Annotated in this window: 22 protein-coding genes; 14 read left to right on the forward strand and 8 right to left on the reverse strand. The window is 44.2% G+C overall.

The window, feature by feature from the left end:
• Positions 1 to 368: 368 nt before the first annotated feature.
• Entirely contained in the window at positions 369 to 1,688 is a 1,320-nt protein-coding gene (locus FTW16_RS19005) for a dicarboxylate/amino acid:cation symporter (RefSeq protein WP_315897550.1), read from the forward strand.
• A 120-nt stretch (positions 1,689 to 1,808) separates the two neighbouring features.
• On the opposite strand, the gene FTW16_RS19010 is transcribed toward FTW16_RS19005, so the two are convergent.
• On the reverse strand, positions 1,809 to 2,582 hold the full coding sequence (locus FTW16_RS19010; RefSeq protein WP_146492143.1) for an ABC transporter substrate-binding protein: 774 nt from the start codon (positions 2,580 to 2,582) through the stop codon (positions 1,809 to 1,811).
• Positions 2,583 to 2,592: 10 nt separating this feature from the next.
• A complete protein-coding gene (hisC, locus tag FTW16_RS19015) occupies positions 2,593 to 3,744 on the reverse strand; it encodes a histidinol-phosphate transaminase (RefSeq protein WP_146492144.1) in 1,152 nt (383 codons plus the stop codon).
• A 181-nt stretch (positions 3,745 to 3,925) separates the two neighbouring features.
• Between hisC and FTW16_RS19020 the strand changes: the two genes are divergently transcribed.
• From FTW16_RS19020 to FTW16_RS19045, 6 genes are all read left to right on the forward strand, one after another.
• Positions 3,926 to 4,813 (forward strand): LysR substrate-binding domain-containing protein, encoded by an 888-nt coding sequence (locus tag FTW16_RS19020; RefSeq protein ID WP_146492145.1) that lies wholly within the window; start codon positions 3,926 to 3,928, stop codon positions 4,811 to 4,813.
• A gap of 287 nt (positions 4,814 to 5,100) precedes the next feature.
• Positions 5,101 to 5,349: a hypothetical protein gene (locus tag FTW16_RS19025; RefSeq protein ID WP_017069991.1), complete on the forward strand. Its 249-nt coding sequence runs from the start codon at positions 5,101 to 5,103 to the stop codon at positions 5,347 to 5,349.
• Between the two features lie 133 nt (positions 5,350 to 5,482).
• A complete protein-coding gene (locus tag FTW16_RS19030) occupies positions 5,483 to 6,064 on the forward strand; it encodes a septation protein A (RefSeq protein ID WP_146492146.1) in 582 nt (193 codons plus the stop codon).
• A gap of 266 nt (positions 6,065 to 6,330) precedes the next feature.
• On the forward strand, positions 6,331 to 6,729 hold the full coding sequence (yciA, locus tag FTW16_RS19035) for an acyl-CoA thioester hydrolase YciA (RefSeq protein ID WP_017061510.1): 399 nt from the start codon (positions 6,331 to 6,333) through the stop codon (positions 6,727 to 6,729).
• Between the two features lie 194 nt (positions 6,730 to 6,923).
• A complete protein-coding gene (locus tag FTW16_RS19040; RefSeq protein ID WP_017063533.1) occupies positions 6,924 to 7,220 on the forward strand; it encodes a YciI family protein in 297 nt (98 codons plus the stop codon).
• Between the two features lies 1 nt (position 7,221).
• Complete coding sequence (locus FTW16_RS19045; protein ID WP_146492147.1) at positions 7,222 to 7,617, forward strand: GspS/AspS pilotin family protein; 396 nt, start codon at positions 7,222 to 7,224, stop codon at positions 7,615 to 7,617.
• Positions 7,618 to 7,708: 91 nt separating this feature from the next.
• Here the strand turns inward: FTW16_RS19045 and metE are convergent, their stop codons facing one another.
• Positions 7,709 to 10,072, reverse strand: a complete 2,364-nt coding sequence (metE, locus tag FTW16_RS19050; RefSeq protein ID WP_146492148.1) for a 5-methyltetrahydropteroyltriglutamate--homocysteine S-methyltransferase — start codon at positions 10,070 to 10,072, stop codon at positions 7,709 to 7,711.
• Positions 10,073 to 10,353: 281 nt separating this feature from the next.
• On the opposite strand from metE, the gene FTW16_RS19055 reads away from it, so the two are divergent.
• Complete coding sequence (locus FTW16_RS19055; RefSeq protein ID WP_146492149.1) at positions 10,354 to 11,265, forward strand: LysR substrate-binding domain-containing protein; 912 nt, start codon at positions 10,354 to 10,356, stop codon at positions 11,263 to 11,265.
• Positions 11,266 to 11,404: 139 nt separating this feature from the next.
• Here FTW16_RS19055 and FTW16_RS19060 read toward each other — a convergent pair whose 3' ends face one another.
• A complete protein-coding gene (locus FTW16_RS19060) occupies positions 11,405 to 11,605 on the reverse strand; it encodes a DUF4250 domain-containing protein (RefSeq protein WP_004741624.1) in 201 nt (66 codons plus the stop codon).
• Between the two features lie 113 nt (positions 11,606 to 11,718).
• A complete protein-coding gene (locus FTW16_RS19065; protein ID WP_146492150.1) occupies positions 11,719 to 12,399 on the reverse strand; it encodes a hypothetical protein in 681 nt (226 codons plus the stop codon).
• Positions 12,400 to 12,729: 330 nt separating this feature from the next.
• On the opposite strand from FTW16_RS19065, the gene FTW16_RS19070 reads away from it, so the two are divergent.
• Positions 12,730 to 15,021: a YgiQ family radical SAM protein gene (locus FTW16_RS19070; protein WP_409994453.1), complete on the forward strand. Its 2,292-nt coding sequence runs from the start codon at positions 12,730 to 12,732 to the stop codon at positions 15,019 to 15,021.
• 119 nt (positions 15,022 to 15,140) lie between these two features.
• Here the strand turns inward: FTW16_RS19070 and FTW16_RS19075 are convergent, their stop codons facing one another.
• The 3 genes from FTW16_RS19075 to FTW16_RS19085 are packed head-to-tail and all read right to left on the reverse strand — an operon-like array spanning position 15,141 to position 18,077.
• Positions 15,141 to 15,605 carry a GtrA family protein gene (locus FTW16_RS19075; protein ID WP_146492152.1) on the reverse strand — a complete coding sequence of 155 codons (465 nt, stop codon included), beginning with the start codon at positions 15,603 to 15,605 and terminating at the stop codon, positions 15,141 to 15,143.
• Complete coding sequence (locus tag FTW16_RS19080) at positions 15,592 to 17,061, reverse strand: ArnT family glycosyltransferase (protein ID WP_146492153.1); 1,470 nt, start codon at positions 17,059 to 17,061, stop codon at positions 15,592 to 15,594. Before FTW16_RS19080 ends, FTW16_RS19075 begins: the two co-directional genes overlap by 14 nt.
• Entirely contained in the window at positions 17,058 to 18,077 is a 1,020-nt protein-coding gene (locus tag FTW16_RS19085; protein ID WP_146492154.1) for a glycosyltransferase family 2 protein, read from the reverse strand. Before FTW16_RS19085 ends, FTW16_RS19080 begins: the two co-directional genes overlap by 4 nt.
• A gap of 125 nt (positions 18,078 to 18,202) precedes the next feature.
• Between FTW16_RS19085 and FTW16_RS19090 the strand changes: the two genes are divergently transcribed.
• The 5 genes from FTW16_RS19090 (at position 18,203) to FTW16_RS19110 (ending at position 23,257) form a co-directional block, all read left to right on the forward strand.
• Positions 18,203 to 18,880 (forward strand): response regulator transcription factor, encoded by a 678-nt coding sequence (locus FTW16_RS19090; protein ID WP_146492155.1) that lies wholly within the window; start codon positions 18,203 to 18,205, stop codon positions 18,878 to 18,880.
• Complete coding sequence (locus tag FTW16_RS19095; RefSeq protein WP_146492156.1) at positions 18,877 to 20,175, forward strand: sensor histidine kinase; 1,299 nt, start codon at positions 18,877 to 18,879, stop codon at positions 20,173 to 20,175. The genes FTW16_RS19090 and FTW16_RS19095 overlap by 4 nt, the downstream gene beginning before the upstream one ends.
• A 127-nt stretch (positions 20,176 to 20,302) precedes the next feature.
• Complete coding sequence (locus FTW16_RS19100) at positions 20,303 to 21,247, forward strand: 1-aminocyclopropane-1-carboxylate deaminase/D-cysteine desulfhydrase (RefSeq protein ID WP_146492157.1); 945 nt, start codon at positions 20,303 to 20,305, stop codon at positions 21,245 to 21,247.
• 190 nt (positions 21,248 to 21,437) lie between these two features.
• The gene (locus tag FTW16_RS19105) at positions 21,438 to 22,175 is read left to right on the forward strand and encodes a dienelactone hydrolase family protein (RefSeq protein ID WP_146492158.1); all 738 of its coding nucleotides are present in this window, start codon (positions 21,438 to 21,440) and stop codon (positions 22,173 to 22,175) included.
• 176 nt (positions 22,176 to 22,351) lie between these two features.
• On the forward strand, positions 22,352 to 23,257 hold the full coding sequence (locus tag FTW16_RS19110; RefSeq protein ID WP_146492159.1) for a MalM family protein: 906 nt from the start codon (positions 22,352 to 22,354) through the stop codon (positions 23,255 to 23,257).

Raw genomic sequence — 23,257 nt, forward strand, 5'->3', positions numbered from 1 at the left:
TTTAAAGCGTAGAGATAACATCTTGGTAATAAATAGATACCTTAAGCATAGTTCAGGCGAAATTTCACACAACACGCATCTTTCAATTCACTCAAATCCCCAGACTAAAAAACACCCAAAAATGAAAACCAAATGTTAACAAAACAGTTCTAATACCAACGCCTCGAAATCATTCACAAAGCACCCAGCAAAAAGACTTTTATAAATCCAACAAATAACATCGCAATAAAAAACCAAAGCAAACGATTGCATTGTTGTGCAAAATCAACAAATGACATTAGACCACCTATTTTTGGAGGACTTTCACCTCTGCTCATATTGATAAATGTAAAGGATACGTGTAAAACTCTTCGCGAAATATTAATCCAATGGTACATCGTACATTGGTGAGTAGTTCTGGGATTTTTATATTTAGTAGCACAGAGGTTATGGAAGTGTTAAAAGAAAAGAGTTTACTAAGCAACATCGGCGTTCAAGTCGTTATTGCAATGATCGTCGGTACTGTAGTCGGTGCGATGATGGGTGACAGCGCAACTATGTTCGCTCCACTGGGCGCTATCTTCATCAATTTGATCAAGATGCTGGTTATCCCTCTAGTAGCAGTTGCACTGATTTCAGGTGCTGCTGGTCTGGGCAACAGTTCATCTGCAGGTAAAGTCGGTGTAACAACACTAGGTTACTTTGCACTAACGTCTGCACTTGCTGTAGCACTAGCGCTGGTAATGGGTGAAGTATTCGAACCGGGTCGTGGTATCGATGTTTCTGGCGTTGAAGGCATGTTCTCTTCTGAATACGCTGCGAAAGGCGAACTTCCAACGTTCTGGGCAACCATCACTGGCATGATCCCTACCAACGTTTTCCAATCATTGAATGAAGCAAACATTCTGCAAATTCTCGTTTTCTGCTTGTTCTTTGGTATCGCGCTTTCTAAGCAAGCGAAAGAAAAACGTGACCCTATCATCAATGGCGTAAACGCGATTGTTGACGCTATGGTTTGGATGATCAACAAGGTGATGATCATCGCACCACTTGGCGTATTCGGCCTAATGGCAGAAGCAGTAGGTACTTTCGGTTTCGGCGCACTTATGGTTGTGTTCAAACTGTTCATTGTTTACATCGCTGCGATCCTGATTTTCGGCTTTGTTGCCTACCCACTGATGATTCAAATCTTCACTAAGACTTCAGCTAAGAAGTTCCTAGTAGCAATGAAGAAGCCTCAAGCGGTAGCACTATCAACTGCTTCATCAATGGCAACACTACCAGTAACAATGGAAACAGTTGAGAAAGAGCTTGGCGTTCGTAACTCTACTGCTTCATTCGTTCTGCCTCTTGGCGCGACGATCAACATGTCTGGTAACGCGATCTACTACGGCCTAGTGGCTATCTTCTTCGCACAGCTGTTCAACATCGACCTATCTATGGGCGCTTACGTTGCTATCATCGTAACGTCTACGCTAGGTGCAGTTGGTCAAGCTGGTGTTCCAGGTCCTTCTTTCCTAGTGGTTGCAGTTCTTCTTGCGGCTGGTATCCCTATCGAAGGTCTACCTCTGTTGTTCGCTCTCGACCGTATCTTCGACATGATCCGTACTGCTCTAAACATCACTGGTGATGCAGCATGTGCCGTAATCGTTGATTCTCTAATCGAAGACGAAACGAAAGAAGCTGAGCTACAAAAACAGCAAGCGTAATAAATAAACGCTAAGCTAGTGGTGACTGAATTAGCACCACCAGCTTAAACTAAAAAATCCGAGAGCCTCACAGCCCTCGGATTTTTTGTTTTTGGTGTTCTAATTTAGGCGTTAGACGAATTATAAATCAGCGCCATAGATATCAAACGTAAAGTACTTAGACGCGATCTTGTCGTAGGTACCGTTCGATCTGATCTCCTCAATCGCGGCATTGAATTGTTTCGCCAGTTTTGAATCCTGTTTTCTTAATGCTAACGCCGTACCCTCGCCAATGTAGGCTTTGTCGGTTACTGCTTTGCCTTTGAACTCAAAGCCCTCGCCTTCTTTCTTATCTAAGAAAGCCAATGACAGTTGATCTGAGTTGCCGAAAGTTAGATCTAGACGACCGTTTTGCAGATCCAGATAAACTTCATCTTGGCCGGTATAACGCTTAATGTTTGCCACATCGCCAAACTTGTCAGTTACGTAGCGATCGTGAATCGTACCTTGCTGAACACCGATGGTTTTGCCTGCTAAGCCTGCCTCATCAACGCTGAACTCCGCGCTTTTAGCAGCAACAAACACAGCTGGGGTCTGGTAGTACTTATCAGTGAACAAGATCTTGCGCTTACGCTCTTCGGTAATACGCATCGACGCCATGATCACATCTGACTTTCTTGCCAATAAACTTGGAATCAACGAATCCCAACTTTGTGAAACCCAAGTACAATCGAGCTTCGCTTGCTCACACAAGGCATCAGCTATCTCAATATCAAACCCGACAGGCACACCGGCACTGTTTTTGTAGTTGAATGGCGGATACGTAAAGTCTGACGCCAAACGGATTTCTTTTGCCTGTACCGTTGTACCAAGTAAAGCGGCCGTACAAGCGAGTCCTAGTATTATCTTTTTCATCATTGCCATCCTAGATATGATCTTTATCGAGTTGAGATTGAATTTCTATATATTGATCTTGTTGATACTTTCGTTTTTGCTGATCTTGTTGAGTCTGTTGTAGCTCGGTTTGGTAGCGTGTAAGTGACGTTATCACTTCTAGCATGCTCTCTTGGCTACCAATACTGATTCGTACGCAGTTACGCAAGGCTGGTTCGTGGTTTTGATTCCTTATCACAATGCCATCCTTCGCCAATACACTGAACACTTGATACCCAGGTTTTTGACGTAGCAAAATAAAGTTCGTCGATGAGGGGTAAACTGACTCGATGAAATCAAACTGCGTTAACTCACAAGCAAACCAGTTACGTAGCTCGACCAATTTTAGCGTTGCGTCTTCCATCACTGAGACTCGTTCATCAGACAAAGCGTCTAAAACGATTTGAGATGAACAATCTGGCATCGGATAAGGTGGAATCAGCTTCGCGATATACTGCATCACATTTTGACTCGCTAAGATAAAGCCACAACGAACCGCAGCCAATCCAAACGCCTTCGACAAAGTGCGAATCACAACCAAATGTGGATAGCGTTCAATAAGGCTAACGGCTGACGTTTGTGGTTCAAATTCGATATACGCTTCATCGACTACCACTAGCGACTTTCCAATCGTGCCTTCCAGTACCTGAATCAAATCCAATTTAGGAATCACATTACCCGTTGGGTTGTTTGGTGAACAAAGAAACACGATATTCGCCAGTTCCGCTTTATTCACGATATCAGCGACGTTCAGGCTGAAGTCTTCCTGCAATGGAGAGTCCAAGGTATTAATCGCCAATGCATCGGCGCAAAACTCATACATCGCATACGTTGGAGAACAGATAAGTATGTTGTCGCTCGCCGGTTTACAGAATGTTCTGATCAGCAAATCAATCGCTTCATCTGCACCACGAACGGCAACAGTCGCAGCATCAGTGCCACAGTAATCTTGGTAAGCCTTAGCAATATCTTGTGGTAAGAAGTCTGGGTATCGGTTATGACTTGCTTCTCCTTGAAACAGCGAGCTTTCCAATTCATTGGCGTTTAGCCAGACACGTCCATCACCACCAATTCTTCTAGCCGATTGATAAGGTATTAATTTTTTTACAGCCTGAGGTACTAAGCTATCAATAAAAGATGTCAAGAAGCTATCCCTTTCACAAAATCACAATGCCTTCATCATTGCCTTAATATTCAAAAAATGTGACTTATACACATATTGAATCACAAATGATGATTAAGTATTTACATTCAAACAGAACACTATTGATAAATGAATCGAAATAATCACATAATAGCCATGATAAAAAATCATAGGTCAAGATATGAATCGCACACTACCTTCAACCAAAACCTTACTCGCGTTTTTGTCTACGGCAAGGCATCTCAACTTTACGCGAGCTGCACATGAGCTCAATGTCACGCAAGGTGCAGTCAGTCGTCAGGTGTTGTCGTTTGAAGAAAGCCTTGGCTGTGATCTCTTCTATCGTCATGCTCGCGGGCTGTCTTTAACGCCGAAAGGAGAAGAACTGGTTCCCTTGATACAAGGAACGATTCATCAACTGCAATCGGCTCTAAATCAAGTGGCTAGCTCTCCCTCCAAGATCAAACTCAACGCACCGAGCTGTATTACCTCTTGGTTATTGCCTAAGTTGATGTCTTTTCAACAGGCCTATCCTGATATTGATGTCGAGCTCACGTCGACCATCAAGCACGTTTTTGAGCCAAGCTTTGATCCCTTCGATGCGGTGATTATTTATGGCAAGAAACCAAACCAACACTCAATTGTTAGCCAACTACTGTTCAACGAGCAACTAGCTCCTGTCTGCCAAGCGCAAAGCATTACCAAAAGCCATCTTGTCAACGACGCGTCGACCATCATCAAGCCACACAAGCTTGCCCAATACACTTGGCTACACGCTAACAATGAGCAGAGTGATTGGCGACTTTGGTTGGAACACATAGGAAGCCACGACCTTTCAAGTAAGAACAACCAGCAATTCGCGACACTCGATCAAGCTATGAATGCTGCCATTCAAGGGTTTGGTATTGCCATAGGCGACATCACGCTGGCCACGCAAGATATTGATTTAGGTAGATTGGTGAAAGTGAGTGAAGGCAGTGTCTTTTCGGGAAATGGATACTTCCTATTACAACCCAAAAACCGTCAGAATGCCTCGCTATCAACCTTAGTCGATTGGCTAGTCGATTAACGGTTATCAAATTGCCAATTCAGGAGCCTAAAAGCTTCAGTAGATCGTCATAATGAGAATTTTACCATTCTCAAAATAAAACTATTTTCCGTCAGCCCCGTATTGGTGTTTAGAGAATAGAACGTACGTTCCTTTAACTAATTGAAAAGAAGTTCAATTCTATTTGATTGGGGAGACGCTCTATTCAATTGGAAAAAATGGCATTCGAATTGCTTTGTCATAGATAACCCAACCAATATACAGCAGGTTGCATCATTATCACTGCAGCTTGTCACGGAGGATAGGCTATGACCTTACAAAGACATACGTATTACGGCTTAATTCACCATGGAATTAAAACCCTGCTAATGGATCGAATTGGCCACTTCACAGAGCGTGAATATCACGAGTACCTAGATCTAACAACGGGTAAATCGACGTGTTTTGCCATGAGTGAGCAAGAACTCGAAAATACCTTAGATAGCTTGAAGAGCGAAGGCTACCTTGAAGACATCAAGAAGCTGATACCTCGCTACCAAACCTCGTCAATGAGATAATCTGTTAAAACTCGTTAAACACGATGAGCGGTTAGATTGAATTAATTAGTACCCAATTGTCTCGGGCTATTTAGCATCGAGACAGTTTTCGTTAGACTGTCTGCAACTCAATTAACTGGATAGTCAGTGCCTCATGAAACAAATTCTTGATTTCATTCCTCTCATTATTTTCTTTGCGCTGTATAAGATGTATGACATCTATACAGCGACTGGTGCTTTGATCGTTGCATCTGCAGTTCAAATTATTTTGACGTACTTCCTCTACAAGAAAGTAGAAAAAATGCAGATCATCACGTTCCTTATGGTTGCCGTATTTGGTGGCATGACCATCTTCTTGCACGACGACAACTTCATAAAATGGAAAGTGACGATCGTTTACGCTCTATTCGCTATTGGCCTGACAGCCAGCCACCTTATGGGAAAATCAGCAATTAAAGGCATGTTGGGTAAAGAGATCACACTGCCTGATGCCATATGGGGCAAGATCAACTGGGCTTGGACTCTATTTTTTACCCTATGTGCCATTCTCAACGTTTACGTTGCTTTCAGCCTACCATTGGATGTGTGGGTTAACTTCAAGGTGTTTGGCCTGCTAATAGCAACATTACTATTTACGCTGCTTACGGGTGCCTACATCTATAAGCATTTACCAAAAGATCAACAGCTACAAAAAGAGCAGCAAGAGCTAACTGATAAAAATACTGACGAGAAGTAACCCCAAGGGGTGAGTCCTCATTCCGTTTTTGTTACAATTCTTGTCAATATGCTATACCTAGCGGCCAATGATACTCGTGATCATTGGCCGTTGGCTTTTCTGTGTTGCGGAAACTGGTCAAAATAAAGCCTATTATTTAGTGACAATCTCACTAAATTAACGGCCATCTGGTTTCTTGTTGTTCATTGCACTCATTTGCCAATGTACCCAACCAGTCAACACATCAGTTTTTATTTAAGATAATCAATACCACCAAGAGTACTACAATGACGATTCAATCAACTTTGAACCCAATTGGTTCTTTACTTCTTCGCACCTTGGCGATGCCTTCTGATACCAATGCAGCAGGCCAGATTTTCGGTGGTTGGATAATGTCTCAACTCGACCTTGCTGGCGGCATACTGGCAAAAGAGATCTCTAACGGCAAAATAGTCACCGTTTCAGTATCGAGTATCGAGTTCAAACAGCCGGTTTCAGTAGGTGATGTGGTGTGCGTTTATGGTGACTGTACTAAAATTGGTCGTAGCTCGATGAATATCGACCTAGAAGTATGGGTTAAGCCTGTACTTGATCACGGTATCGGCGACCGTTACAAGGTGTGTGGCGCGACGTTCAATTACGTGGCAGTTGATGAAAGTGGCAAGCCTCGCCCTATCAATAAATAGGACTTTAGACAGCCCTATCGCACTGTAAGGTCTTTAGCCATTTCGATTAAAAATGCTAAAGACCTTCTCACTCTCCCGCACCAATTCACAATTTCTTATCATTAGTCCTTCCAATACCAATTAGTTCGCGTAAATTAGCAAGATAGCGAATTTAAACGCCCCAATTTAGTGAAGTAAAATAAGGATATCTCAATATGTGGTACGTGATTTTTTCTCAAGACGTCGAAAATTCATTAGAAAAACGCCTAAGTGTTCGCCCACAACATTTAGAACGCCTACAAACACTTCACGATGAAGGCCGACTGTTAACAGCAGGCCCAATGCCAGCCATTGACTCAGATAACCCTGGTGAAGCAGGCTTCACAGGTTCGACTGTGATTGCTGAGTTTAATTCTTTAGAAGATGCACAGACATGGGCAGACGCAGACCCGTACATCGCTGCTGGTGTCTACCAAAATGTTATTGTTAAACCATTCAAGAAAGTATTTTAACGTGAAAAAATGGATTATTGGCTCACTGGCTTTAGCTCTGCTTGCAGGCTGTTCATCAAGTGAGCATGACGAACAAAGACAGCTAGAGATGATGGCTCAGCACCGTGCTGGCGTTTTATCTGCCGGCTTGCCGATTGAGTACGGCCCGTTGTCGGTCATGCGAGTACTCGCAAAAAACACCGTGATTGAAATCATGATGATCTACAACCAAGATGCTAAAGGTGCGAAGCCTTTAAACCAAGTTGTTGATATGAGTGTGAATAGCTACTGCACTAACTCAGAAGTAAGAGCAAACCTAGACATGGGCTTGGCTTATAACATCAAGATTCGCAACACTCGCGGACAATTGATGGTTGAAAAGCTAATCAGTAAAGAGACGTGTCAGAGCAGCAGTTAGATTCGAGATTTGAACAAGCATATAACCAGAAGGCCTCGCATTTGCGAGGCCTTTGTTTTTTTTGGTAATCAAACCTTAAAATCAGCTATGCTTAAGCTTCTGTGGCTTCCCACTCTTTACGCAGTGCCTTAGTCGCAGAGACTAAGTTAGTCAGTGCTGCTTCTGTTTCTGCCCAATTACGTGTCTTTAGACCACAATCTGGGTTTGCCCATAAACGTTCTGCCGGAATTTTCTCCGCTGCTTTCTTCAACAGACCAATGATCCACTCTTGCGATGGAATGTTTGGTGAGTGAATATCGTAAACACCTGGACCAATAGCATTCGGGTAATTGAACTCTTCAAACGCTTTAAGCAATTCCATATTCGAACGAGAGGTCTCAATGGTAATTACGTCAGCGTCTAGTGCGGCCACTGAATCAATGATTTCGTTGAACTCGCTGTAACACATGTGTGTATGGATTTGCGTCTCAGGCTTGGCACTCGCGGCTGAGATCTTAAAGGCATCAACTGCCCATTCTAAGTATTCTGCATGGTCACGTTTTTTCAATGGTAAGCCTTCACGAATCGCAGGTTCATCAATCTGAATAATGTTGATTCCTGCATCTTGTAGGTCAGATACTTCATCACGCAGCGCAAATGCTAATTGGTTAGTAATATCTTTACGCGAGATATCCTCACGCGGGAACGTCCAACACAAAATAGTGACCGGGCCAGTCAGCATGCCTTTCATCTGCTTAGATGTCAGTGATTGTGCATAAGTCGACCACTCAACCGTCATCGATTTTTCACGCTCAATGTCCGCGACCACAATCGCAGGTTTCACGCAGCGAGAGCCGTAGCTTTGTACCCAGCCAAATTTGGTGGTCTGAAAACCTGCTAAGTTCTCTGCAAAGTACTCCACCATGTCGTTACGTTCCGCTTCTCCATGCACCAACACATCTAAATCGAGTGCTTCTTGACGCTTCACCGCATCGGCGATATGACCTTTTAGTGCAGTCGTGTATTCCGCTTCACTCAATTTCCCGCTGCGATAAGCGCTGCGCTGAACACGTATCTCACCAGTCTGTGGAAAAGAACCAATCGTAGTCGTTGGCAGTAATGGTAAACCTAAAACTTCCGACTGATGTGCAGCTCGCTCTGGGTAAGGGGCACTACGGTCAGCGAGTGCTTTGGTAATCGTGTTGAGGCGAGCCTGTACCTGTGGCTTATTAACATGAGTTGCACTCTTACGAGCTACAATCGGCTGGCTATAAGTCTCGCACGCTAAAATGGCATTTTGATCGCCGTCCAGCGCTGCACCCAATAAGCTCACCTCAGTCACTTTCTGTTTTGCAAAGGCAAACCAACTCTTCACTTCTTCGCTGAGTGTCTCTTCTAACTCAAGGTCGACTGGGCTATGCAGCAACGAACATGAACTTGCGACCCACAATTTGTCTCCTAGCCTCTCTTTCACTGGCTGTAGTAACTCAAGCTGCGCGGCTAAGTCAGCTCGCCAAATATTACGGCCATTGATTGCACCTGCAGAGAGCACCCAATCTTCAGGTAGTTTATTCACCACTTCATCAAGTTGCTGCGGTGCGGCAGCCAAGTCGATATGTAAACCATTCACTGGCAGTTTTACGATTTTATCTAACGTATCAGTCACCGAATCAAAGTAAGTAGTAAGCAATAGTTTCACATCGCCTTGAATCACTTGATAAGCCAGTTTGAATGAATCAGCCCACTTAGTTTCAAGTTCCAGGGATAGTATGGGCTCATCGATTTGCACCCACTCAACGCCCAACTTGGCAAGCTTAGCTAAAATCGCTTGGTAGGCAGTAAGTAGACGTGGAAGCAAGGTTAAACGGTCAAAGCCCTCTTCCACTTCTTTGCCTAGATATAAGTAAGACAGCGGACCTAGAAGAACTGGCTTCACCTTATGCCCAGCTTGAATGGCTTCATTCACTTCATCAAACAGTTGTGGCCAGCTCACTTCAAACGAATCATCTTTACTGAACTCTGGAACAATGTAGTGATAATTCGTGTTGAACCACTTGGTCATGTCAGATGCTGCAGTACCATCTTTGGCACTTTCTGAACCATGTTTCCCGCCACAACAAGTTGGCAGCTTTTGAGATTGTATTTGAGTTTGAGATTGCCCGCGGCCAACGCGGAACAAGGTATCTAAGTCTGGGAAGGCTTTCTCTTCTTCAGATCCACCAGCGTGACGTTTTGGTACATGGCCCAAGAGCAAAGTCGTTGTTAACACATGGTCGTACCATGCGAAGTCACCCGCAGTTACAAAGCTAAGATTCGCATCAGCTTGTACATTCCAGTTACGATTTCTCAGCTCGCTGCCTAGTTGTTTGAGTTCAGATTGATCAATTTCACCGCGCCAGTACTTCTCTAGTGTGAATTTGAGTTCGCGTTTTTCACCAATACGTGGGTATCCAAGAATATGAGTTGTTGTCGTCATGAACCGATTCCTTATTCAATAATTGTTAGTATCTTTTCAGACTGCCTATTGTGTTCTTGCTTTCATAAAAAGGCGTCCGGATGGCTAAACTATCTACCGAATCAGCTCGACGAACAACGTCCAAATATTCATCTTGTTTATTAAAAATATTCATCATCAGCGAGTCAGAGATGAACACAATTAAATCCATCTGGACATCTAGACGTTTACAAATAATAAAAAACCCCGTAGGGTGATTATTAAGAAATATTGAATTGGCTTAGGGAATATGAGGAATACTCATGATAGAGCTTAAACATCTGCGAACATTGACCACCTTAAGAGACAGCGGCTCACTCACAGCCACAGCGACCTCTCTTCACCTAACTCAATCGGCGCTTTCTCACCAATTGAAAGACCTTGAGGCGCGTATTGGCGGTCAGCTTTTCCTGCGTAAAACGAGGCCAGTTAAATTCACCTCTGAAGGTGAGATTTTGCTTAAGCTCGCCGATGAGATACAGCCAAGAATCGCTAAAGCAGAGAACGAACTCGCAAGCCTAAAAGAGGACGTGAATGGGCGTTTGCACATGGCGATCGAGTGTCACTCATGCTTCCAATGGTTAATGCCCGCTTTGAAGGAGTACCAAGTTGCTTGGCCGAGTGTGACATTAGATTTTTCGTCAGGCTTTGGTTTTGAACCCCTACCCGCATTAATGGCTGGTGAATTAGACTTGGTGATCACCTCAGATATTCAGCCACGTTCAGAGGTTCACTATGAGCCACTTTTCGATTTCGAGATGCGTTTGATCACTGCAATTAACTCGCCTTTGGCTGACAAGCCAAGCATTGATCCGCAAGATCTTAGCGGTCTCACTATGCTCTCCTACCCTGTTCAAAAGCAGCGTTTGGATGTTGTGAAGCACTTTTTACAACCTGCTGGCATAGAACCAAAGAAATGGAAACAGGCAGACAACACATTGATGTTAGTACAAATGGTATCGGCAGGATTAGGTGTCGCGGCATTGCCAAACTGGGCAATCAGTGAGTTTTCAAGACAGGGCTTAATCGCCAGTAAACCGTTAGGTAAAGGGCTTTCAAGAAGACTGTTTGCAGCGGTAAGAAACTCAGAAAAAGACAAGCGTTACCTGCAAGCATTCTTCAGCACTGCAAGACAGCAGAGCAAGAGTCACCTTGATGGTATTGAGGTCGTTTAACGATAACCATCGTCAGCTAACTCCGCTTACGCCAAGCACAAGAGACAAACGTCAGAAACAAAAAAAGTCACAGCTAATCTGTGACTTTTTAGTTTCAGTACTGATGATTTTCGATATCTGTTGATTCGCGAAAAATAGACTATCTTGCGTAAGATTTAAACTGGTTAGTCAGTGGGTCGTATTGATAGCCAAGCATATCAAGCTTACCGACGACACTTTCTATATCCATCTCATACATGCTAATGAGCTCTTCAAAACTGTCGCACTCTAAGCGCAGTTTCTCGTTCACTATTCCCAGCAAGATAATGCTATCCAGACTTTTAACGTTGCTTAAATCCATCTCGTACTCCTTACGAACACACTGACTAGAGTTAAGTTTAGAACGCTTACCAAGGTCACGCTAAAAAACAGATCACACTTCTTAAATCAGATACGTGGTTACAATGCTCAAAGTTACAATGCCCAAACTGGCGTTAAACCAACAACAGCCGCTAATAACATCAGCAATGAAACCGTAAGTTGCAGCTTTTCAGGTGTCTTGACGAACAGTAGATGCCAACACCACACCACGATAGAAGAGATCAACAAAGCGAAGCTAAATAGCAAGGTGGAAATTACTGGCTCTAACTGAGCTTCAGAGAGTGAGTAAACATTCACGACTGTTGCCAGTACCACCAACATACCCGTCAATACACCCACCACTGGCAAAACACGGTGGAATGCTTGCAAACGCGTTCTTGCGATCGTCAGCAATAAATGACCAAACGCAGCACCTAATAATACGACCAACAGCAGAGTCGTAATGATACCGACAGTGGTTACTTGTTCAGTCGCTTGAATTGCAACGTATGACAGCGCTAAACCGCAAGCAAGATACATCACCCAGATAGGGCCAGAATCACGAGTCTTCTTAGTTTGAACTTGTGAGTAGAAATAAAAGATTGCGAATACGACAAGAAATGCTTCAATTTTAACCGAAGCAACGGCAAGCCACAGCACGCCAATCGCAGGCAACATCTTGTGGATACGACCACGTTGTCCTGGGCAAATATCCCCTTTTACCAGGATGAGGGTTAAGATCAGTTGGGCTCCTAAAAGCATCGGAGCAAATTGTACTAATAACGTTTCGACCATTGTGGATCTACTTCTTCAGACTTATTTTCGCGAATAATATCAAAAACTGCTGCGAACACTAATCAAAATCATAAATTAGCGACGCTATTCAAGGCTTCAACTATGCTGTTTTATGGCTCTTTTGTCGCCATTTACCGTAAAAAGACGAAAGACACCAGAACTAACAGGGGCATGTTCTACTGGCTAGTCTAGTCTCATGCCGCTATAATTCCCGCCTCAAAAATCAGAGGTTGAAATATGTACAGCAATATCACTCCTATTCACGAACACAAAAAATACTGGGCCGAGTGCTACGGAACTGCACCCTTTTTGCCTACCAGTAGAAAGGAGATGGATGCTCTTGGATGGGATAGCTGTGACATTATTATTGTAACTGGTGATGCGTATGTCGATCACCCGAGCTTTGGTATGGCTATCATCGGCCGTCTCCTTGAAGCCCAAGGTTTCCGCGTGGGCATTATTGCTCAACCAAAGTGGGACAATAAAGATGCCTTTATGAAGCTAGGTAAACCTAACCTATTCTTCGGCATTACAGCGGGTAACATGGACTCCATGATCAACCGCTACACCTCTGATCGCAAATTACGTCACGATGATGCTTACACGCCAAATAACGAAGGTGGTAAGCGTCCTGACCGTGCAACTCTGGTTTACTCTCAGCGTTGTCGTGAAGCCTACAAAGGCACGCCAATCGTTCTTGGTGGTATTGAAGCGAGCTTGCGACGTGTTGCGCACTACGACTACTGGTCGGATAAAGTTCGTCGCTCTGTATTGTTTGATGCAAAAGCAGACATCCTTCTTTTTGGTAACGCCGAGCGCGCACTGGTTGAAGTGGCACACCGCATCGCTGATGGCGAAGACATGTCAACGCTGACAGACATTCGTGGTACAGCAATCAATCTTGCTGCAGCGCCTGAAGGCTTCAAAATCATCGACTCTTCTCGTATCGAAAAGCCGAACAAAGCTTACGTACCGGTAAACCCGTACGAAGTGGAAACGCAATGTGATACTAAGAAAGATGAGAAAGAAGAAGTAAAAGCGCAGCCGATTACGATTCGCCCTTCTCGTCACGATGCAAAAACAACAGCCGTTCGTATCCCTGCATACGAAAAGCTAAACAACGACCGTATTCTTTACGCTCACGCTAGCCGTATCTTGCACCTAGAGACAAACCCGTATTCAGGTCGTGCTTTGATTCAACGTCATGGTGACCGTGAACTTTGGGTTAACCAAGCACCAATTCCATTGACGACTGAAGAGATGGATTACGTGTTTGGCCTTGCTTACAAGCGTGTACCTCACCCTATGTACGGCAAAGCGAAGATTCCTGCTTACGACATGATCAAAACCTCGGTGAACATCATGCGTGGTTGTTTTGGTGGTTGTTCTTTCTGTTCAATCACAGAGCACGAAGGTCGTATCATTCAGAACCGTTCGAAAGAATCGATCTTGGATGAAATCGAAGACATTAAAGATAAAGTACCTGGCTTTACCGGTACTATTTCTGACTTGGGTGGTCCAACGGCGAACATGTACCGTTTGGGTTGTTCAGATCCGAAAGCAGAAATTAACTGTCGTCGCCCATCATGTGTGTTCCCTAAGATCTGTGAGAAGCTAAATACAGACCACCAACACACGATTGACCTATACCGCTCAGCAAGAAAAGTACCGGGCGTTAAGAAGATCATGATCGCTTCTGGTGTTCGTTACGACTTAGCGATTGAATCTCCAGAGTACGTACGTGAGCTTGTGACTCACCACGTAGGTGGCTACTTGAAGATTGCTCCAGAGCATACTGAAAAAGGCCCTCTGGATCTGATGATGAAACCGGGCATGGGCACTTACGATCGTTTCAAAGAGATGTTCGAAAAGTACAGCGCTGAAGCCGGTAAGAAACAGTACCTAATTCCTTACTTCATCTCCGCTCACCCGGGCACAGAAGATGAAGACATGCTTAACCTTGCAATGTGGCTTAAAAAGCACAACTACGAGTGTGACCAAGTACAGAACTTCTACCCATCGCCAATGTGTAATGCAACGTCGATGTACTACTCAGAGACGAACCCTCTAAAGCGCGTGAAATATAAGAAGCGTGAAGATGTTCCTGTACCGAAAGGTGACCGTCAACGTCGTCTGCATAAAGCACTGCTTCGTTACCACGATCCAGAAAACTGGAAGATCATCCGTGAAGCTCTGATCAGCATGGGTAAACAGCACTTGATCGGTGATAAAGCAAACTGCCTAGTACCAGCAGAAGATTTTGATGCACAAACACCAGCACAACGTCGTAAGTCTGGTCGTCACGGCTCACAGCGTTTTGCAACTAAGCACAGCAAATCTCAACCGGGTTTAGGCGGCGAGAAGCCACGCAACCATTCCAAATCTGGTGGTAAAAAGCCGAATGCTAGCAGCAACAGCCAAGGCAATGCTAACCAAGGAAACGGAAAGCAAAACGGTAGCGGCAATGGCAACGCTCGTAAACCAGCGACAGGCTTCATTAAGAAAGCTCCTGGTGGTCAATCACAAGGCAATAGCGGCGGAAACCGCAACAAAGCGGGCAATGGTCAAGGTGGCAAATCTGCTGGCAACGGAAAGAATCGCCAACGCGCGACACAACGCTAATATTGTGAGCCAATAACTTAATAGTAATGAAATACAAAGCGCAGCTATTTAGCTGCGCTTTTTAATGTCTGTTATCAATGATTAATCAGGTTTCACTTGGCTATATGATTACAAGCAGTTTAACGAGTAAAGACCCAATATTGACTAAACAGGTAGTTAGTCACCATACCGACCAATATACCAACTGCCATTGCGATAAACACAGCGCCAGTAAACACTGGCAGTAGTTCTGCCATCAACTTAAAGCACAGTAGATTAGGTACCGCTGATATCGATGCGGAGAACATGAATTTTTGCCACTGAATCAGTTTATCAGACCAACTCCCCTTCCCCTTGAACCCAAAAGTCAGCACGCGATTACCAAACCATGTTGTCGTTGCAGCAGCAATGAACGAGCCTATTCTCGCCGTCATTAAAGGCAAACCTACAATGTAATGCAGCAAGGCGAATACCGCACAATCAACAACAAACCCACCAGCACCAACCACAGCAAATCGAACCATCTTGTGATGGGATTGGAGCTTTTGACTGTGTGCCTGAAGCTTGTTGTTGAGCATTTGCAGTCCTGAGTTAACGCTGAACATCACTTTCACTTCGAATGTGGCTCAACGACAAATTTGGTTTGATGTTTTGGCTATGACAGCTAAACAAAGCACGCTTTATTTTCACCGTTGGTTCCAAAATACAAGTTAACGCGTTGTCTTTAATCTTGGTTTCTACTTCTGCTCTTTTACCAATCAAGTAGAACTTGTCGATGCCATCTAGTTGCTCGATATCGAGCAGTTTCTTTGCTTGCCCATGGCTATAAAATTGGCCTGAGAATGGTCGCTTACCCACATAGAAGCTTGGCGCAGAATCCGTAATCTGTTCAAAGATGATACGATCACTCTTCTCGTTCGCCTTACCTAGGTTTAGGTAAACCATCGCAATCATCAGCAACACTGGCAGAACTAAGGCCACGCTGGAGAACCACTTCTTATCTTTTTCCACTACGAGTATAGCAACCAACAAACCAAGAGCAGGAATACCTGGTAACACGTAAGCAGGAAGAATATTGCCCGCCATAGTGAAAAGAATCAAAGGTGAAATCAACCAACACACAAGGAATGAAAACAGTCCGCTATTCTCAACGTTAATTTCTGCAATTCTCTTGCGTCGAGCAAATGCCAATATCGGTAATACAATCGACCAAGGCGCAGCGGCTTGAATCCAGAATACCCAGATCATGCCTCGTGTTTCATCATGAGCAGATCCATAAAGATCCCCCTCCCAGCCACTCACAACAAAACGCTTAAAATGTTCGCCAACAATAAAGTAATCAATGAAACCCGGTGTCGCCATCTCTGCCATGATGTACCAAGGCAAAGCGATCGCTAACATCACACCTAAACCAGACAACAATGGGAAACGTTGCCAAAGCGCTTTAAAAGCGCCAAAGAAACCGTGTTGTAAGACCAACCAAGGGAATACTGCGATACCCATGATGACAATCGCTACTGGCCCTTTTGCAAGTAAGCCTAATGCCAAACCAATAAAGCCAACGTAACCCCAGTATCTATTAGTCTTCGCACTCCCTTCCCCCTTCCAACACAGGTAGAAGCCTAGCATGGCAATAGTCATCGCTAAGGTTAACGCAATGTCTGTCATCACAGCACCCGCAGCGATAGAAAAAATACCACATGTCGCCAATACAACGGCTGCAACTAAAGCGCTTTGTCCTGTTCGCTTCGCCATGTAAGCCGTCAGCAAAATTGTTACTACACCCGCGAACCAATGAGGAGCTCGAACGGCAAATTCACTTAGGCCGAACAACTCAATACCGGCAGCACTCATCCATGTAAATAGCGGCGGCTTACCCCAGAAAGGAATGCCATAATCAAACTGCGGCGTTAGCCAATTACCCGTTTCCACCATTAGACGAGCCATTTCACCGTAGCGTGCTTCGGTGGTGTCCATTAATGGGTAGGTTGCCAAAGATAAAAGCCTTAAAACCAATGCAAAAGCCAACAAATACCATAGGTGCGTTCTGTTCAGGCTCATGCTGACTCCTCTAATTTAAAATGTGTTTTTAACGCGGGTGTATCAACCACAGACTGGATCAGATACAAAGGGCGATTCTTGGTTTCGATAAAAATACGACCTATGTATTCCCCCATTAAACCAATACTCAGAAGTTGAATGCCGCCGAGGGCAAGTTGTACAACCATCATTGACGGGTAACCAGTGATAGGCTCACCAAACATCATGGTTTTGAACACAATGACCGCCCCATACACAAAAGCCGTTAAGGCAACGAGGCCACCAACTGCTGTCGCAATGCGCAGTGGTCGAATTGAGAACGAGGTGATGCCATCCATCGCCAAGCCAATCAGCTTCAAGTAGTTCCACTTGGTCTCGCCACAAAAGCGAGCGTCACGCTTAAACTGAATCGTCGCTTGTCTGAACCCCGGCCATGAGAAAATGCCTTTCATGTAACGATTACGTTCAGGAAGCTGGTTGATATGATCGACGACTTCACGACTCAACAGTCTGAAGTCGCCCACATTTTCAGGAACATCGATCTTTGCTGCCACGTTCATGACTTTGTAAAAGCTTGCCGCTGAAAACTTCTTGAACCACGTTTCACCGTCACGTTGGCTGCGCTGCATGTTGACGACGTCATAACCTTCTCGCCATTTGGCAACCATTTGTGGAATAAGCTCCGGCGGATCTTGCAGGTCTGCATCTAACAGGATCACCGCTTGTCCGCGGCAATGCTCAAGGCCAGCACTCATGGCTGACTCTTTACCAAAATTTCGACTTAAACCAATCACCGAGATTGAGCTATTGATTGAAGTGAATGAGCTCACTAAGTCCAAGCTGTTGTCTTTGCTACCATCATCGACATAAACGATCTCGCTGGTGATGGGTAAGCTATCGAGAACTTTAGTTAGGCGAGAGTGGAACTCTTCCAACACCTCTTGTTCATCGTAAAAAGGCACAATGATAGACAGAGATACCGCAGGGTTAATCTGCGAAGTAGATATCTTAGGGCGGCTAATATGAAGTTCAGACATAATACAATCTTCTATTTTCTAATCTGGAGTCAATCTACCCTCCCATAAGTGAAAGTTATGTTATTGACATATTTTTCACGCTCACTCAGGATAATGTTACTGTCTATTTCTGTATGAGAATCAAAATGAAACGAGTTCTATTAGTCGAAGATAACCGTGAAATTGCAGGTGTCTTGTTTGATTACTTTGAGTGTATTGGTATGGAACTCGATTATGCGGACAACGGCGAACTGGGCCTGCAACTCGCAATGGAAAACTCATTTGATATCATCATATTAGATCTAATGCTGCCGAGAATGGACGGCCTAACCGTTTGTAATAAACTGCGAGACCAAGGCAACGCAACACCCATTTTGATGCTCACTGCACTGGATAGCCGCGAAGACATGTTAAAAGGCTTTGACCACGGTGCAGATGACTACCTCACCAAGCCTTTTGACTTGGATATTCTAGAAGCGAGAATGAACGCGTTGGTTCGTCGTTACCGCGGAAAAGTCGCCTCTTCTAAACTTCAGTTCGATGAACTCACCATCGATCAAAAGACACGCATAGCGTACCGCCAAGACAAATTACTTGCACTGAACCCAACCACTTACACGATACTGGAGATGCTGTGCCAAAACGCACCTGAAGTGGTCACTCGCGAAGATATCTCATACAAGCTATGGGAAGAAGACGAGCCCAACAACGATGTGTTACGTAGCCACATCTATCAACTGCGTAATCAACTCGACAAACCTTTTGACACCCCAATGTTGATTACCGTACCTAAAGTTGGATTCCGTTTGGAGCCATCGAATTGATCTTAAATGTTCTCACTAGCACCAAAACCTTAACTGGCCGCTTAGCGCTTTTCTTTGGGTTAATGGCCGTGATCGTATCTGCATTCGTCTATGTCGTTTTTGTTGCCGCGCTTTACATGTCAGAAGATCGGGTCGGTGAAAGACGCATCCTGATTGACCGAAATTATGCGGTAAGGTTATTTCAAGCAGGAGAAAGTGGTGAGTTAAGGATAGATGATCTGACAATCGCCTATAACGATCCTTCATTCATTCCTGCCAAATATTACAAATTTATTAAAGATAAAGAGAGCTTCATTGGTGAAGTCGGCGAAGAGCCAGAATCTCGTATGGTGTATGTGGGAGAATACACTGACGAAGGAGAAACCTTTCCAATTATCCTGCTTTCCGAGATAGACCTTGTTGAGTTTGATGTTTCTGAACTCATGTACGCAACCACCTTTGTACTCACACTGCTTTCTATCTTGATTTTTGGCTTTGGTGCGTTGCTCTATCGCCTGTCTAAGAGACTGATCGAGCCCTTCAACTCTCTTTCTGAACAGCTTGAGTCGAATAAGCTCAACCTCAATGAAGAGTTTGGTGTAAGCGATGATGCGGCAGTTGAGTTTCGTCAGTTAACAGACCAACTCAATCAATACCGTAGAGAGATCAACTCCTTGCTCAAGCGCGAACAAGCATTTGCTCGCTATTCAAGCCATGAGCTAAGAACCCCACTAACGGTCGCTCGTGGTGCGAATAAATTACTTTTAAGAAGCGAAACCACGGAATTTCAATCTCGCCAGGTTGAACGTATTGATGATGCTATTGTTCAGATGTCACAAATGGTCGACGCCCTGCTCGGTTTAGTCCGTTATGAGAGAGACAGTGACGACGCACCTCTGCGCTTGTTTAGCCAGCAAGAGCTAGAAGCCATCATTTCCAAGAACTCATTACAAGCGGATGAAAAGGAAATCGAGATATACTTACACGTTCAATCAGAACCAACTATTCAAGCCACCAGCGCAATAATGAATATGTTGATCGGCAACTTGTTGAGGAACGCCATTGCAGCGACTAATAGTGGTACTGTCACTATTAACCTGTCCCAAGAAAGTATCGTAATAGAAGACCAAGGCGAAGGCCTTCAGGAGCAATATAACCCGAATGGTCATGGATTAGGTTTATTGATTGTCGATGACTTGTGCCAACGCTTCCATTGGGGCTTTGAATTAGTCAACCGTAGTTCTGGTGGGTGCACTGCAAAAATCAGCTTGCAAACCGATTCAACCTCACCAATTATCGAGCGAACAAACTCGTAACGCAGAGCTCAATATCCAATGAAAACTTGATTTAGTTGGTTTACAGCACTCGCTTGCTACTAGATACTTACTAATCCTATTTGATATAAAAATGCTGGCTCTTTAGTCAGCATTTTATCTAAGTGCGATGAAACTAAATAATAGCCCTGTAACTCAGCATCAATACAATGAGCACACCTTTTTCTTAAAGCGTGACGATCAACTTCACTCCCATTTTTGTGGCAATAAAGCCCGAAAGTTCATGAAGCTACTCGAAGACGAGCACCCAAACGTCACCACTTTAATCAGCTACGGTTCTGCTCAAGCTAATTCTCTGTTCTCGCTCGCTGCACTTGCTAAAATTAAAGGCTGGACGCTTGAATTTTATGTCGACCACATTCCTCAATGGCTACAAGAACGCCCGCTAGGTAACTACCGTGGCGCTATCGATCTTGAAGCTAAGGTTATTTCAGTCAAAGAAACAGGCTCTGAGCTTCATCCACAAGAATATATTGAGCAACTAAGACAGCCTGACTCTCAGTGCATTGTGTTACCAGAAGGTGGACGTTCTCAGCTTGCTGAGTACGGTGTGAAACAACTGGCGATGGAAATACTCAGCTGGACTCGCTTCGAAAACAAACACGATTTTGTGGTTGCACTACCAGCAGGCACAGGCAGCACTGCACTGTATCTACATAAGCATTTAAAAGTGCACAATATCCCGGTGTTAACCTGTGCGTGTGTCGGTGGCAGTGAATACTTAACACAGCAATTCAATGAACTTGGTGAAACCGATCACCCGCAGATCTTACCGCTCAAAACCAAGCACCACTTTGGAAAATTGTATCAACAGGATTATCAAACTTGGTTGGATCTACAAGAGCAAACCGACATCGAGTTTGACCTGCTTTACGACCCATTAATGTGGCATTGCTTAGAGCAGTGGCAAGAAGATAACCCAGACAAAACCATCATCTATATCCATCAAGGCGGCATCTTAGGTAATGAGTCTATGTTACCGCGCTATCAGCGTAAGTATCCCGATATCAAAACCAGCAATTCCAACAGTGATAACACCAGTACAACTTGGTAATTTCTCTGATGCCCTAACCTTGCCCCCCCGAACAACCATAATGCTCTGCCACTGTGGTTGTTTATGCTCAAATTAGCCTAGCGACCCTTTCATTACTTCATCTATCAAAGCCAACCTAGCAATCTGGCGAGAATCGTCGTGTTATCTATACTTTCGATTGGAACGTCATTGTCATCGAAAGGAATAACGTATGCGAACACTCACTACGCTAGGTCTGTTTTCGGTTTTACTTCCCTTTTCAGCACTGTCTGGAGAAAACGTCATCTACCAGGTTGATGGCATGGAATATGAAGGTTATTGGAGTGAAGCCAGCGATCAAGCGCCCTTAGTACTTTTAATACACGATTGGGATGGTTTAACCGACTACGAGAAGAAGCGCTCTGAGATGCTTAATGAACTCGGTTACAACGTATTCGCCATCGACCTGTTTGGTAAAGGCATCCGCCCAACCGAAGTGAAAGACAAAAAACAACACACAGGCGAGCTGTATAGAGACAGAGAAAAAATGCGCGCGCTCCTCAATGCAGGAGCCTTGGAAGCACAAAGGCTTGGCGGTAACTTAGATAACAATGTGATGATGGGTTACTGTTTTGGTGGGGCTGCCGTATTGGAAGCCGCGAGAGCAGGAATTCCATCCAAAGCTTATGTCACCTTCCACGGTGGTCTATCGACACCGAAAGGACACGACTACTCACAAACCAAAGCACCTGTTGTCGTGTTCCATGGAACGGCAGACGCTATGATCTCAATGCAAGATTTTGGCAACCTCGCAGCTGAACTTGAAACGGCCAAAGTTCCGCATGAAATGATCACCTACAGTGGTGCGCCGCATGCCTTTACTGTATTCGACTCAAACAACTATCAACAAGAAGCTGACCAAAAATCGTGGGAACGCTTTACTCAGTTGTTAAGTTCGGTATCTCGTTAACTTTCAATCTAAGTAACAGCTCAACTGAAGCCTGTTACCTAATTCGTACTAATTATTAGCGACTATTTCTTTAAATTTGGCGTTCGTCACTCAAAAAGAAAGCGCTTTCTTGTAATGTATCTCTATTATCAATTAGGCACTCTGAATCAGATATGCTTTTTTAACTGTGAGAAATTATGAAATATTTAGCAATACTACCAGCGGTATTCGCACTCAGCGCCTGTTCAACAGTGACAGAGTCACCGGTTAGCTACCACAAAACTTCTCCGGGGCTAGAGTCACTAAAAAATAACGAAAACTGCTGCGAAAATCTGAGTACCATTCAATATCAAAGCATTACGAACCCAGAAGAAATATCTGTTTCGATCACCACAGCAAGCCCTAAAATCGAGTTCAAATCTGGCCGATCCTTTGCTGGAGGGCTAAAGCTTCCTACAACACTAGATGCTATTCGTTTTTCAGTGACTTCAAATGCTAATTATTCAGCATTCGTTCCGTCACTTTTGGTCTTAGACAAAAATTACCAGCCGCTAGATGTTATTGGTAAAGAAAGCATCACATACCAGCCACTTAGCCTGCTTGATGGTGCACAATATGGCGCACAAATAGAACTGCAAGAACGTTACTTAAACGGCGAGGCTCCTGCTTACTTGGTCGTATTCACAACCAGCGAAGCACTCGCGGAAACAACTCCTGTCGAAAAACCAAGTGATATGGCGATACGCTCTGGCGATATCCAGGCAAACATCGCTCATAACACGGACTACGCCATCCCCCACGCTGCAATCGGGAAAGTCTCCTTTGATTTTAAATTCACAGCGGTAACCACCGTTGTTGAAGAACAAAACCGTCAAAATCGAGTTCAACAAATTATTCCAGAATCAACCGTAGCCCAATCAGATTTATTAACGGAAAATACACTGAATAAGAAAGAGGTTTATCAAACTCTTATAGAAAACTCGGTTTCATCTGGAGATTTTAGTGCAGCACTGACTTACGTTGAAGAATCTGAGCGATTAGGAATCGAAGGGATGCGAAACTCCTTTGTTGACGCGATGAAGCAATATCAAAAAGCACAATAA

It is taken from the genome of Vibrio sp. T20, assembly GCF_007858795.1.
Lineage (GTDB): Bacteria > Pseudomonadota > Gammaproteobacteria > Enterobacterales > Vibrionaceae > Vibrio > Vibrio satsumensis.

Excerpts from the sequence above, each read along its gene's own strand:
- FTW16_RS19025 (WP_017069991.1), top strand. The coding sequence starts at position 5,101 with ATGACCTTACAAAGACATACGTATTACGGCTTAATTCACCATGGAATT.
- FTW16_RS19010 (WP_146492143.1), bottom strand. The coding sequence starts at position 2,582 with ATGAAAAAGATAATACTAGGACTCGCTTGTACGGCCGCTTTACTTGGT.
- FTW16_RS19105 (WP_146492158.1), top strand. The coding sequence starts at position 21,438 with ATGCGAACACTCACTACGCTAGGTCTGTTTTCGGTTTTACTTCCCTTT.
- metE (WP_146492148.1), bottom strand. The coding sequence starts at position 10,072 with ATGACGACAACAACTCATATTCTTGGATACCCACGTATTGGTGAAAAA.
- FTW16_RS19060 (WP_004741624.1), bottom strand. The coding sequence starts at position 11,605 with ATGGATTTAAGCAACGTTAAAAGTCTGGATAGCATTATCTTGCTGGGA.
- FTW16_RS19065 (WP_146492150.1), bottom strand. The coding sequence starts at position 12,399 with ATGGTCGAAACGTTATTAGTACAATTTGCTCCGATGCTTTTAGGAGCC.
- FTW16_RS19070 (WP_409994453.1), top strand. The coding sequence starts at position 12,730 with ATGGATGCTCTTGGATGGGATAGCTGTGACATTATTATTGTAACTGGT.
- FTW16_RS19005 (WP_315897550.1), top strand. The coding sequence starts at position 369 with ATGGTACATCGTACATTGGTGAGTAGTTCTGGGATTTTTATATTTAGT.
- FTW16_RS19055 (WP_146492149.1), top strand. The coding sequence starts at position 10,354 with ATGATAGAGCTTAAACATCTGCGAACATTGACCACCTTAAGAGACAGC.
- FTW16_RS19100 (WP_146492157.1), top strand. The coding sequence starts at position 20,303 with ATGAAACTAAATAATAGCCCTGTAACTCAGCATCAATACAATGAGCAC.
- yciA (WP_017061510.1), top strand. The coding sequence starts at position 6,331 with ATGACGATTCAATCAACTTTGAACCCAATTGGTTCTTTACTTCTTCGC.
- FTW16_RS19075 (WP_146492152.1), bottom strand. The coding sequence starts at position 15,605 with ATGTTCAGCGTTAACTCAGGACTGCAAATGCTCAACAACAAGCTTCAG.
- FTW16_RS19020 (WP_146492145.1), top strand. The coding sequence starts at position 3,926 with ATGAATCGCACACTACCTTCAACCAAAACCTTACTCGCGTTTTTGTCT.
- FTW16_RS19030 (WP_146492146.1), top strand. The coding sequence starts at position 5,483 with ATGAAACAAATTCTTGATTTCATTCCTCTCATTATTTTCTTTGCGCTG.
- FTW16_RS19085 (WP_146492154.1), bottom strand. The coding sequence starts at position 18,077 with ATGTCTGAACTTCATATTAGCCGCCCTAAGATATCTACTTCGCAGATT.
- FTW16_RS19110 (WP_146492159.1), top strand. The coding sequence starts at position 22,352 with ATGAAATATTTAGCAATACTACCAGCGGTATTCGCACTCAGCGCCTGT.
- FTW16_RS19040 (WP_017063533.1), top strand. The coding sequence starts at position 6,924 with ATGTGGTACGTGATTTTTTCTCAAGACGTCGAAAATTCATTAGAAAAA.
- FTW16_RS19080 (WP_146492153.1), bottom strand. The coding sequence starts at position 17,061 with ATGAGCCTGAACAGAACGCACCTATGGTATTTGTTGGCTTTTGCATTG.
- FTW16_RS19090 (WP_146492155.1), top strand. The coding sequence starts at position 18,203 with ATGAAACGAGTTCTATTAGTCGAAGATAACCGTGAAATTGCAGGTGTC.